The following is a 12,510-nucleotide window of genomic DNA, read 5'->3' on the forward strand; positions in this document are numbered from 1 at the left end:
AAATCAACGTTTTGGTTTTGAGTGGGGTGATTGGAGGTCCGTCCCTTCTTTTTTTCATTTTTTGATTTTAAAAAATGAAAAATAGACGAGAAAGGATAGGATGATACCATAGGCAGCTAATAGAGTAAGGGCATTAGTCGCGTTTGATGTAAGCCAGATAGATATGGCAGCGATGAGGACTATGGGTGCGCTCATCCAGATTGTTTTGTTCATTTTGGACCTCCTTTTGATAAAAAGTGATGGATATTGATATATACGTTTTGGCGGGGGAATGGTTTCCTTATTTGTGGTTATTTTGGTGTGTACCTGGTACAATTCAGGGGTTTTGTACCAGGTACATTCTCGCTTTTCTGCACCCCTTACAAATTACAATATTTCGACTGTTGAATTCCATCGATATTTCTCCTGTTAGTTTCCAGCGTTTTTTTCACCTATTAAACCACCACCATACCAAACAAAAAAGACGAACCCAACCAAGGTCCGTCCCTCTCTCTACTCTCTCTACCGTTTTGATTAGCTGCGCAGGTGGTTGAAGGTCCGTCCCTAAACCCCAACCGCTCTCTTCGTTGTGATATCTATGGCTTCGACCATAATCTGTATCATTTTCTCAAGCTCTTCTTCGGTTGTGGCGAGTGGCGGCATGAAGACGATGGTGTCTCCGATCGGCCGGGTCAGCATACCCAATTCACGCATTTTGATGGTGGTCCGGTAGCCTACTCTTTCTTCCCACAGGAACGGTATTTTACCGGTTTTATCCTGTACCAGCTCAATGCCGCATATCATCCCAAGCTGCCTAATGCTGCTTACATGGGGATGATCCTTTAATGGAGCCAACAGGGATTCAATGATTCTCACTTTCTCTTGAACTTTCCCAATCAGATTTTCTCTTTCATAGATCTCCAGATTCGCCAATGCCGCAGCACAACCAAGCTGGTTCCCTGTATAGGAATGACCGTGGAAGAATGTTTTCAGTGATGTGTAATCATCATAGAAAGCTTCATAGATTTCTTCGGTGGTGAGGGTTGCTGCAATCGGGAGGTATCCTCCGGTGATCCCTTTTGCCACAGTCATGATGTCCGGCTGGATTTGTTCATGCTCAACAGCGAACATTTTTCCTGTACGGCCGAAGCCTGTAGCCACTTCATCGACAATCAGGAGCACCTCATATTTTCGGCAAAGCTTTTCTACCCCTTTGAAGTAGCCACTTGGCATAATATTCATGCCGCCAGCACCCTGTATCAACGACTCTACTGTCATCCCGGCAATCTCATGGTGATTCTCTTTCAGAATCCCTTCCAGTTTCTCAAGTGCACGATCTCGAATCTCTTCCTCATCTACTAAATCAGGATGATGGACCACGTCCGGGAACGGAGCAACGAGTGATTCGAACATAAGAGATTTGTAGACTCTGTGAAAAATGTCCACCTTACCGACGCTGATCGCACCGACTGTATCTCCGTGGTAAGCATTTTGGAGAGTGATAAACTTCTGCTTTTCCGGCTTCCCTTTATTTTGCCAGTATTGATAAGCCATTTTAATGGCAATCTCTACAGAGGTTGCACCGCTGTCTGAATAAAAGACTCTCGCTAATCTCTCCGGAGAAAGTTCAACCAGCTTCTCGGCTAACAAAATAGATGGAACATTGGTAGCACCGAGCAAAGTAGAGTGAGCGATTTTATCAAGCTGATCCTTGATCGCTTGATTGATTTCCTCATTGCGATGACCATGGACATTTAGCCAAAGGGAAGAATAGCCATCAAGATATTCGTTCCCGTAGATGTCCCGAAGATAAACGCCTTCCCCGCTCTCAATCACCAACGGGTTCTCATCATAATCCTTCATCTGTGTAAACGGAAGCCACATATATTGACTGCTTTTTTCAATAAGCTGTTGTTGATTCACTCTGTATATCCTCCTCTGACTCTTCAAGTTTCCAATTCTTAAATAATTCACCTACATCGACTGTTGCAAAAGAATCCTGCGATATATTAGCCAGCACACCAATTACCTTTTCACCGGTTAATGTTTCGATCATTCGTTTGTTGTCCCGCTCGATCTCCGGCATTTCATCACTGGATGTCTGATTCAGGATGATGCCTGCGATATTAATACTCCGTTGTTTCAATGCCATCACAGACAGGACCGTATGATTAATTGTGCCAAGACCAGCCCGCGCGACAAGAATGACAGGCAATGACACTCGTTCGATTAAATCAAGAATGGTTGCTTCTTCGTTTAACGGGACAATCAGTCCTCCCGCTCCTTCAATCAGTAAAAGTTCGTGAATGCCTTGTAATTTCTCCACTTGTTCTAAAATTGGCTTCAATTCAATCGAAACACCGTCTAATGCAGCTGCCAGATGAGGAGAGCTTGGCGTTTTTAATAAATATGTATTCGCATTTTTTCCAAAAGAACGATTAGTGACCTTTTCATAAAATTCAGTATCGGGGGCTACTAGTCTATCTTTTTTCAAGACAGCTCCACTTTGCACTGGCTTATAGGGGAATGCATCAATGCCCTTTTCCAAGAAGTACTTTGTTAACAATCCAGTTGTTATCGTTTTTCCGATATCCGTATCTGTGCCGGTAATGAAAAACCCTTTCATCATTTCCCTCCTTTTATGTTAACCTTATTTACAAATAGGTTAACATTTAAGATAATAACAATCATACCACAGTTTTAAGGAGGAGAAAATGGAAATGGGAAAAACTAGAGAAATGGTCTTATGTGGCCTTTTTGCTGCTTTAATGGCAGTGGGAGCGAATGTGTCTCCGTTTCTAATGATCGGAGGAGTTCCGGTCACCCTTCAGTTGATGTTTGCCATCATTGCAGGTGGAATGCTCGGAAGCAGGGTGGGAGCGAAGGCAATGACGGTATATTTAGCTCTCGGATTAGTAGGGGCACCTGTGTTTGCACAATTTAAAGGAGGACCGTCAAGCCTGCTCAGTCCTACCTTTGGATTTATTCTATCCTTTATCGCGGTTGCGTTCGCCGTGGGAATCATTTTGGAAAGGAATCGCACATTTGGAGGATATCTCACTGCTGGAATTCTGGCTTTATTGTTAAATTACATAATCGGAACGAATTTCATGTATCTTGCCCTAACATTTTGGGCGGAAGCACCTGGCGAATTCAGTTACACGGTTGCCTGGGGATGGATGGTTGCGTATCTGCCACTGGATGTAGCAGTGACGGCTGTTTCCATGGTGGTTCTTCAGCGATTGTATAAGGTGGTACCGTCGAGGAATATGAGTCCTTCTTTTCATAAATAAGAGGATGGTGCAGCAAATTTGTATAGATTGGCAGCTGAGGGATTGGATTCAGCTGCTGATTTTCACCCAATATTCAGCAGCTGATTTACAGCGTTTATTTTACAACCGAATCCCCCATAAAACCAACTCCATTCCACAAAAAAACACCCGACACCTTAAACAGGTATCAGATGTCTTCCTTCTTTATTTACTCATTGTCTCATAAATCTTCAAATTCCCATAAATCAAACGCAACTCACTCGCTTCTATCCCTTCTGATTCAGCAGCCTTCAATAAATAACCGTATAAATGATCTGCTTCTACAGAGAGACTCTTTTCCATATCCCTTTGTAAGGATGACTTCATGCTATACCCCATTTGATTGATCTTATCGTATTGAACTTCTTCTATCTTTTCAGCAAGTGGAGCTTTCAATCTTCTCATAATCGCTGCGGCTTCATAAAGGACCCCTTTGATCCTATCGGCACCCTCTGCTATTTCCCGAATCGGTCCGATCGGTGCCCGGAATAAGGATGTTACACCTGAAAGAGTGGTGATAAATAAATACTTATGCCACATATCCTGTTCGATGGTGTCCGATAATCGAAAGTTAGCCTTCGTTCCTGAAAATGCCTCATCAAGCTTCACGATTCTATCCGTCCGCTCACCGCTTCTTTCACCAAAGACGAGATCATGAATGGGACTCGATTGAATGACCTTCCCTGTTTCGCCAAGCGTGGACTCCACAAAGCATAAACCGCCTATCACTCTTTCTTCCCCGAATGCTTCTATAAGATCGTCTACGTGAGACATTCCGTTTAAAAGTGGAAGTATCATCGTATTTTCACCTACGAAGGAGTGAAGGCTCTCGATTGCTCCCATAAGATGATAGGCCTTGGTCGAAAGGATGATAGCGTCAAAAGGCTCTGCTTTTTCTCCAGATCTCACCGTTTTCGGCTCGCAGTGAAAATCACCATGTACACTTTCAATTTTCAATCCATGCTCTTTCAGCTGCTGCTCTCTTCTCTCACGGACGAGAAACGTAACATCCTCGCCTTTCTCTACCAATCTACCACCGAAGTAGCCACCAACGGCACCTGCACCAACAACTAGTATTCTCATTCCATCCGCCTCCTTTTACTTTTCACACATCATGTCACTATTCTCCGATATGAAAGCGCATAAATCAAAAATATTGGCTTTATAGAAAAATGAGGTGCCCCCAATGATAGTCAGGAGACACCCCATTCAATACATCAACCCGTACACCAAAAATCGCTCATACTCATCCTTTTCATAATCCCCTGACAAATTCACCTCTTTCCGCAAAACGAAAAGGGGGTGATTTTCTAAATAATGCACATAATCATCCGAGCTATAATACAACACGATCTCGATATCACGTGGTGATTGTTCCACTGAAAAGAGGATGTTATTGACAATCCTCATGAAAATTTGAACAGAGAACGGATTGAAAAAGTAAAAACGGTTATCCTTTGGATGGATCGTATACTCTTCTGCCAGGCAGTGATAAAAGTAGAGATTATCACTGGCTTTCGCCTTTTTTAAATAGCTTTCCCGGTTCGCCACGGCTTCTTCATAAAATTCTTCATTCATTTCAATGCCAACAACGGTGGATTGAAATAGGTGGTGAATTAAGAAATTCAATCGTCCTTTTCCACAACCGAAATCGACCACACGATCACTGCCATTCAATGTATAATGTCGGAATAATTCATCCAATGCCTGATACGGAGTCGGCTCGTACCGATGATAATGAAAAGCCCGGTGAAACCCCATCTGCAACTCACTCGTACGAACACCTAATAATTCATCATAATACTCTTCCTTCATACATACTCCTTTTTGAAGGTCCGTCCCTCTTGGACCTCAAATTTTAATAGAGGTAACCAAGCATGTCCAGTTGGCCGCTTGACCATTTTTTGGTACCTACTCGTTTGATCATGAGTTCGTTTATGGTTTCGGTGCCGATGCCCCGGGTGGTCTGATTTTGGTCGTTGATCTTCATCCACGTGCATTGGTTGGACACCGATTGGAAGCCATTTTTTTCATATAAGGATGGATCATCGGCAAACAAAAGAAGGAAATCGATGTTTCGGCCATCACAGAACCTTTCTAATTCGAAGAGAAGCTGTGATCCGATTCCCAGGGAGCGACTACCCTTTGAAACGCACAAATCGATTATCCCCAATACATTTATAGGCTCACCTTCCAATTTCATGACTCGGTAATCCACCCCGACATGCCCCACTAAACGTTGATCTTCGTTATGGACGAGATACCTGAAATGAGGAATCTGTTTAAAGTAAATTCTATCATCAGGATAGCCATCTCCAAAACATTCAGTTAATAATTCTTGTATTTCAGCTTTCATTTTTCCTTTGATATCATAATCAACTATTTGTTTCACTTGATATTCCCTTTCCACTTTCATACGTTCGCCTCCTCATAAATAATATAAGCACTTTCGTTGACAAACCTTCAAAATCCTAATACATTAATAGTAACAAGGGGAGTAGCGACCGGTAATCGGCTGATGAATCGTCATCCCGGTATGAAAATACCTGGTTCATCAGGCTTTAGCTCATTCTTCAGCACGCAAGACCTTGGTACAAAAATTTGTGCCGGGGTCTTTTTTGTATGCGCTGGCTTGGAGGAGATTATATGGTTTACATTGTTTTTTTACTAGCTGCAGCCATCGTGGTTGCGGCCGCTATTTACCTGAATCAGTTCGGAGATGTCATCAGTAAGAAGTCTTCATTAAGTGGGGCTGTCGTAGGGACATTCCTCATTGCAGGGGCAACGTCACTCCCTGAATTAACAACGAGCTTAACGGCGGTCTATATCGATAACCCTGATATTGCCGTAGGGAACATGCTCGGTAGTAATGTGTTCAATCTTTTTATCCTGGCAGTGGTCGATCTGATTTATCGTAAAAGAAGATTGTTCCAAAAGGTGAACAGGAAGGCAAATATTCCTTCTGCCCTATTTGGATTCCTGTTTCTCACGATCATTATTTTCGCCCTTTACATGCCGGGTTCCATTGAATTTTTTGGTGTTGGGCTTGAGATGTTCATCATCATTATCCTATACTTCGTTGCGATGAAATTCGTTTCCAGCGATGATACTGAAGGAGAATCCATACCTACAAAGGATTATTCCCTCAAAACAGCTGTCATCGGTTTTATCATTGCTGCCCTGGTCGTATTTGCATCAGGAAGTGTGTTATCGATTGCAGGTGACCAATTGGCAAAGGCAACGGGCTTGAACGCAAGCTTTGTTGGGAGCTTTCTCATCGCTGCCTCCACTTCCCTGCCTGAACTCGTGACGGTCCTTGCTGCTTTTAAACTGGCAAACTACAATATGGCGATCGGCTCTATTCTAGGAAGCAATCTGTTTAACATACAATTGCTCGTCCTGACCGATGTGCTTTACCGAAAAGGTGCCATACTTGAAGCAGTCGACACTTCCCATATCTTTATCGCAGGACTGGGATTATTGATGACACTCGTCATCGTATACTTGCTTTTGCGGCCAGCCAATGTTCTGAATAAGTGGAGATACATGGCTCCATCCTTTATTATAACCGTTTTGTATATTGTCGTATCGTATGTATTATTTTAAACATCAAAAGGCGTGCCCAGGCACGCCTTTACCTATTAATAAGCCTCTCTATAGTTCTCTTCCCTCATCTACGCGACCGATAGGCAGTATGTTTCAATTTTCCCAAAATTCCAACCAAAACAATATTGTTCAGGCACATCACATGATTCCCCTCTTCACTTATGATAAATTAAACATGATTGAATCAATGGATAAGGAGTGAATGTTCAATGGCTGGTAAAGAACAAGTAAAGCAAGACATTTTAGATGCTTACCATTTCAGACATGCAACAAAGGAATTCGACCCAAACAAGAAAGTATCCGATGAGGATTTCCAATTCATTATGGAAACAGGTCGTTTGTCGCCAAGCTCATTTGGCTTCGAGCCTTGGAGATTCGTCGTGATTCAAAATCCTGAACTTAGGGAAAAAATTAAAAACACAGCTTGGGGAGCATACGGAAAACTGCCTGAAGCCAGTCATTTCGTCGTGATCCTGGCCAGAACGAAAAAAGATACGAAATACGATTCACAATACTTACAGGATCATTTTAAAAACGTGAAAAACCTGCCGGAAGATCATATGGCAAAATACTTAGAAAAGATCGAGCAGTTCCAAAAGGTTGATTTCGATTTACTCGACGGCAATCGTCCCCTATACGATTGGGCCGGTAAGCAAACCTATTTAGCCCTTGGGAATATGATGACAGCAGCCGCTCAAATCGGTGTCGACTCGTGTCCAATCGAAGGCTTTGACATCGAAAAGATGAATAAGCTTTTAGATGAGGAAGAATTGTTGGAAGATGGTCGTTTCAGCATTTCCGTCATGGTTGCATTCGGTTACCGGGTGAAGGATCCGGCACCGAAAACGCGTCGGCCTTATGAGGATATCGTAAAGTTTGTTTAATGAAAAAAAGGAATCCGGATTATCTGCCGGATTCCTTTTCTTCACATTTACCCAGCATCTAGATTTAAAGATTTATGCAATTCTATATAAACCGTCGTCCCTCTATTCAATTCACTTTTCACTTGAATATTACCCTTCATAGAATGAACAATAATGTTTGCCGCCATTACCCCTAAACCAGTTCCTTCGTCTTTCGTCGTAAAAAAAGGTTCTCCAAAACGTTGGATCTGCTCCTTGGTCATCCCCAATCCTGAATCAGTTACGGCAATAATAAGGTTTTCATTCACGATCATCTCTACAGAAAGCTTCCCGCCTTGTGGCATGGATTCTATGGCGTTATTCATAATATTCCCGATACATTTCCGAAAACTATGGGCCTGGCCTTCTACATATATATCATCAATGAGTTGATGGCTGAATGAAACATGTTGAGCCAATGGCTCCACCATCTCTATTAGTTCCACAATCGAATGTTTTACATTGATACGCTCTATTTTATCAGGTGTTGAGTTGGTAAAAGTCAGATAGTCTTCTATGACGTGAGTAGCTTGATCAATTCCTTTCAAGGATAAATCAATAAACTGCTTTTGAAGTTCTTCATCTTTTTCCTCACGCACCAGCTGCAGGAATCCTTTGGAGGAAGTTAAAGGATTTCGCACCTCATGGGAAATACTGGCCGCTAATTGACTTACAACCTGAAGCTTTTCGTGTTGAGACAATGTTCTTCTCATTATGATTAGCTTTCGGATCATCTCAGCAATCATAACTGAGATAATGGTTGCGGCTAGAGGAATGAGCACAAGATATATGTATTCGTTCCTCGAGATTTCAGCTTCATAAACATATCCAAACACCAAATTGAATACAGTCATGATAAAACATATCACTACAGTGAAAAGCATTTTCACTTTTTTCTTAGCACTTAGAAACCCACTAGAAAACGCTGCCAAAATTAAAAACGTAATAAAATAATTCAGAATGACAAGGTGGATAAGTCCACTACCGATGAACAAATATCGTAATAAAATGATGACCAACATTAAAACGAAGGAAACTAGTGGACCAAAATATAAACTTGCCAAGAAAAAAGGAATCCTTCTTAAATCCACATAAACTCCGGCCGTAAGCTTGTAACTAAACAACACACATAACAGTATCGTAAAGGTTGAAAGAATTATGACGATACCTTTTGAAGGGGTCTTCTTTTTGAAATCAAAATACAATGCAAAGGCTAGTAGTCCTACGATAATAAATAAAAAGTTTAATAATAAGTTCGTTAAAGCAGAATCAATCATATGAAAACACCCCCTATCTCATTTCTATCAAAATTACCGGTCAGGAGTGAATTTTTTGACTACAATTCGTTACCTCTTCCTTTAATAATTGAGTGGAGGCAGAGCTTCCCCCAATCAATTCACCCTTCTCATTAAATAATGGATGACAAGTAACATCATACTCATAAGTACTATCTGATAGGGGAAAGGAGATTTTTTTTCTAATCGATTTACGTTGTTTGATGACCTCTTGCTTTATTCTCATTAGCTCTCTGGTTCCATCATTATCTTCTAGCTCCACATCGCTTCTGCCAATCACGAAAACAGGATCGAAATCCGGGTGGGGATTAAAAATCCAAGTATACCTGAGCTCTAGATCAAAATGGGCAACAATCATCGGGGAATCTTGCAGGGCAAAATAAAATGGACTTACCTCCAATTCGAAGATGGAAACATGAAAGTTCAGTAGATTGGCCAAGTCCTCTGCCAGCTTCCTACTTGGTACTCTCACACCATTTTCAATCTTTGAATAATAGGATCTGTCGATGTGAACTAGTTGTGCAATCTCTTCTTGGCTATATCCTTTGATTTTCCTTAATCTTTCAAGCCAATTTCTTTTCTGCTGACTCACTCGCATCCCTCCTGTAAAGCAACCTTTCTAGTTCTATTATACTGATTCTAATTTCAAAAACTATGTGACTATTTTGTCACTATTGCAAAAATACGTAAAACCGACTAAAAGGCCCATAATTAAGGAAAAATCAGAAAATATTTTCTAGTAAAATGGAAGAATGCCTCAGCACTCTAAATCTATCAAAAAAAGAACCTTGGGAATACTCCCCAGGTTCTACTATCATTTACTAAACCAATCCGCTCCCTCATCCATATGAACAAACGGAATATCTGTATCAATTTCTCCCTTAATCTGATTAAGAGAAACATTTTCTCCCCCAAGCCACTGGGAAAAATCAAACACAACCGGTTCCCGATCTCCCCCCAGGGCAAACCATGCTTTCATTTCTTTGGGAAAATAGGCCGATGTATGGATGGTGCCGGCCCAGCTTCCATATAAATCAGAAAATACGCCTTTATCCGTGTCATTCATTAAGCGGAAAGCTTCATGGGCATCGGTAGCCTGCTTATCTTGAATGATACTCAATCGGCGTTTCGAATCGACCAGATGATTGCGATTTTCTTGAGTCATCACTTCAAAATGATTCGTACACGCATTTGACTGGCGAATCTCCACGCCACGAGGAGACGTTTCAACAATAAACGTTTCACCACTTCTGTCATACACCACATAACTAAACGAGTGCCTGTGAGGAATTTCTTTCAGCATCCCAACGGCTTCCGAAACATCTCCACATGATTCCAGAATCAATCGCCCTATCATACAGCAAATGAAACCATCCCCTGGGTTTTTCCGATGCATGAAGTTATATCCAATCGCCAACCCTTTCTCATTCATACCGTCCATCCGTCCCGTTACCCTCTGACTCGGTCCGATGATACTATACCCGCCATCCATCGGTTGGAAAAACGTATACCTCCCCTCATACGTCTTCGGATGATAATCGTAATTTCTGATCAAATAATTTTCACCTGTCATAATCGAGCAGCCCGACTTCGTATATTCAACGCGGTATCCGCCAAACTCCTGCAGCACTCTCTCCACCGGCCACCCTAGCGCTTCCTGTAATCCGATAAGCTCATCCCAAACACCCGGAGCAAATCTCAGGATCGCGCGCTTCGCTTCCTCTATGTTTATAGAGAATCGGGGCTTTCTCACCATCCATTGCTTCTCTCGATTTCTCACCGTGATCGAATCCTTTATCCTTAACCCTTGCATATATCCAAAATCGTAATGAGATCCACGGAATTGAATCACATCGCTATGTATTGTTTTCATGATTGTCCCTCTTTTTTATAAGACTGTTTTCTCTAAGGATAATAGAAAGGAAGGGAAAAATAAAGAATCGGAATCCTGGCAAATCCGTCTTTCAACTTGTGAAATACCATACCCCTTAATAAGCTGGAAATGCACATCGGTTAAGGTTTGGTTTGTACCTGATACAATCACCTTTTGCCTGGCACTGCCCCTCCTCCCAAAAACATAAAAAGGAACGGTTCAACGACCGTTCCTCCTTCCATCACTTCTTTTCAATAATCTCATCAATAATCCCATATTCCTTGGCCTCATACGCACTCATGAAATAATCACGATCGGTATCAAGTGCAACTTTTTCAACAGGCCGGCCCGTTTTTTCAGCAATGATTTCGTTGATGTGCTGTCTTAATTTCAGGATCCGTTTCGCTGAAATTTCCAGGTCTGTCGCCTGCCCACGGGCACCACCTAAAGGCTGATGTATCATAATTTCACTGTTTGGAAGGGCAAAGCGCTTCCCTTTTGTTCCTGCAAGCAGCAGCATCGCTCCAAAAGAAGCCGCCATTCCGGTGCAGATCGTTCGAACGTCGGGACTTATATAGTTCATCGTATCAAAGATGGCGAACCCTGCTGAAGTGGAGCCACCCGGGCTATTGATATATAAGGAAATGTCTTTCTCCGGATCGTCTGCAGCAAGGAATAACAATTGTGCGACAATGCTGTTTGCCATCTGGTCATTCACTTCATCACTCACCATGATGATCCGGTCTTTTAACAATCGTGAGTAAATATCGTAGGATCGTTCCCCTTTGCTTGACTGTTCAATGACATAAGGTATGGTATTCATCCTTACTTCCTCCTTCATTCGTTATGCAGCTAGTGAGAGGACGCTTGAAGGAGAGCCAGACGTTCTAACAAATCGGCCTTGGGCAGGAGCGTGTGCAAGCAGGATTGGAATGTATGCCAAAAGGAGACCGGGATCCTGTGCCATTAGGCTGCGGTATAAAATCGCGTTCAACTCCTCCTGAAGAGTTTCACTCCAGTAGGTTTGAACCCCGCTTCCGTCTCCATCATCGGAGAATTTTTTCAGCTTTTCCCTCGATCGATTCAGCAAGGCTTTCACAGCGGTTTCCGTCATTCCCAGAACATCTGCCACTTCAGAAATCTTGTACTGAAACGCCTCTTTCAAAACAAAAGTGACTAACTGTTTTGGGGTCATCTTTCTCGAAAGCTTCTCCATGGTTTCAAGACTGATCCCCTCTTTAGGAAGGTCTTCAGCCTTCACTTCCGGGACTCCGCCAACCGATTCCTTACTCTGTTTGCGCACTTTATCCACCCATAGATGATAAGCGATTTTATTAAGTAAAGATGACCTCCACTGTTGAGCAGGGTAATGACTCAGTGCCTTACAGATGGCCTCTTGAGCCAAGTCTTCACCGTCCCATTTGCTCTTCGTCAGAAAATAGCAGTATCGATAGAGCTTGGCAACAAGCTCTTCCATAACTTCATCATTTGGCTGTCCTTCATTCATTTTTAAGCCAGACCTCGTTTGCATCGTCCTCACTCCT

Annotated in this window: 14 protein-coding genes; 3 read left to right on the top strand and 11 right to left on the bottom strand. The window is 42.3% G+C overall.

From position 1 onward, the window contains the following. Positions 1 to 54: 54 nt before the first annotated feature. The 3 genes from RSX31_RS18875 to bioD all read right to left on the bottom strand — a co-directional run bounded on the left by RSX31_RS18875 (position 55) and on the right by bioD (position 2,605). Positions 55 to 213, bottom strand: a complete 159-nt coding sequence (locus RSX31_RS18875; protein ID WP_315635657.1) for a hypothetical protein — start codon at positions 211 to 213, stop codon at positions 55 to 57. Positions 214 to 543: 330 nt separating this feature from the next. After that, positions 544 to 1,863 (bottom strand): adenosylmethionine--8-amino-7-oxononanoate transaminase, encoded by a 1,320-nt coding sequence (gene bioA / locus RSX31_RS18880; protein ID WP_315635828.1) that lies wholly within the window; start codon positions 1,861 to 1,863, stop codon positions 544 to 546. A 16-nt stretch (positions 1,864 to 1,879) separates the two neighbouring features. Next, positions 1,880 to 2,605 (bottom strand): dethiobiotin synthase, encoded by a 726-nt coding sequence (bioD, locus tag RSX31_RS18885; protein ID WP_315635658.1) that lies wholly within the window; start codon positions 2,603 to 2,605, stop codon positions 1,880 to 1,882. 94 nt (positions 2,606 to 2,699) lie between these two features. Between bioD and RSX31_RS18890 the strand changes: the two genes are divergently transcribed. Next, entirely contained in the window at positions 2,700 to 3,272 is a 573-nt protein-coding gene (locus RSX31_RS18890) for a biotin transporter BioY (protein WP_397548110.1), read from the top strand. A 183-nt stretch (positions 3,273 to 3,455) separates the two neighbouring features. Here RSX31_RS18890 and RSX31_RS18895 read toward each other — a convergent pair whose 3' ends face one another. The 3 genes from RSX31_RS18895 to RSX31_RS18905 all read right to left on the bottom strand — a co-directional run bounded on the left by RSX31_RS18895 (position 3,456) and on the right by RSX31_RS18905 (position 5,706). Then, complete coding sequence (locus tag RSX31_RS18895) at positions 3,456 to 4,373, bottom strand: ketopantoate reductase family protein (RefSeq protein WP_315635660.1); 918 nt, start codon at positions 4,371 to 4,373, stop codon at positions 3,456 to 3,458. Positions 4,374 to 4,499: 126 nt separating this feature from the next. Beyond that, a complete protein-coding gene (locus RSX31_RS18900) occupies positions 4,500 to 5,105 on the bottom strand; it encodes a methyltransferase (protein ID WP_315635661.1) in 606 nt (201 codons plus the stop codon). A gap of 43 nt (positions 5,106 to 5,148) precedes the next feature. After that, entirely contained in the window at positions 5,149 to 5,706 is a 558-nt protein-coding gene (locus RSX31_RS18905) for a GNAT family N-acetyltransferase (protein ID WP_148994393.1), read from the bottom strand. Between the two features lie 230 nt (positions 5,707 to 5,936). On the opposite strand from RSX31_RS18905, the gene RSX31_RS18910 reads away from it, so the two are divergent. Then, the gene (locus RSX31_RS18910) at positions 5,937 to 6,896 is read left to right on the top strand and encodes a sodium:calcium antiporter (protein WP_148994394.1); all 960 of its coding nucleotides are present in this window, start codon (positions 5,937 to 5,939) and stop codon (positions 6,894 to 6,896) included. 209 nt (positions 6,897 to 7,105) lie between these two features. Further along, positions 7,106 to 7,780: an NAD(P)H-dependent oxidoreductase gene (locus RSX31_RS18915; protein WP_148968023.1), complete on the top strand. Its 675-nt coding sequence runs from the start codon at positions 7,106 to 7,108 to the stop codon at positions 7,778 to 7,780. 47 nt (positions 7,781 to 7,827) lie between these two features. Here the strand turns inward: RSX31_RS18915 and RSX31_RS18920 are convergent, their stop codons facing one another. From RSX31_RS18920 to RSX31_RS18940, 5 genes are all read right to left on the bottom strand, one after another. Beyond that, a complete protein-coding gene (locus tag RSX31_RS18920; protein ID WP_148994396.1) occupies positions 7,828 to 9,075 on the bottom strand; it encodes an ATP-binding protein in 1,248 nt (415 codons plus the stop codon). A gap of 40 nt (positions 9,076 to 9,115) precedes the next feature. After that, a complete protein-coding gene (locus tag RSX31_RS18925; protein WP_397541176.1) occupies positions 9,116 to 9,685 on the bottom strand; it encodes a helix-turn-helix domain-containing protein in 570 nt (189 codons plus the stop codon). Between the two features lie 222 nt (positions 9,686 to 9,907). Beyond that, entirely contained in the window at positions 9,908 to 10,966 is a 1,059-nt protein-coding gene (locus RSX31_RS18930) for a C45 family peptidase (RefSeq protein WP_315635662.1), read from the bottom strand. A gap of 241 nt (positions 10,967 to 11,207) precedes the next feature. Beyond that, complete coding sequence (gene clpP / locus RSX31_RS18935) at positions 11,208 to 11,807, bottom strand: ATP-dependent Clp endopeptidase proteolytic subunit ClpP (protein WP_315635663.1); 600 nt, start codon at positions 11,805 to 11,807, stop codon at positions 11,208 to 11,210. A 3-nt stretch (positions 11,808 to 11,810) separates the two neighbouring features. Further along, positions 11,811 to 12,497 carry a sigma factor-like helix-turn-helix DNA-binding protein gene (locus tag RSX31_RS18940; protein WP_315635664.1) on the bottom strand — a complete coding sequence of 229 codons (687 nt, stop codon included), beginning with the start codon at positions 12,495 to 12,497 and terminating at the stop codon, positions 11,811 to 11,813. Positions 12,498 to 12,510 lie beyond the last annotated feature (13 nt).

It is taken from the genome of Rossellomorea yichunensis, from assembly GCF_032337515.1.
GTDB classification, from domain to species: domain Bacteria; phylum Bacillota; class Bacilli; order Bacillales; family Bacillaceae_B; genus Rossellomorea; species Rossellomorea yichunensis.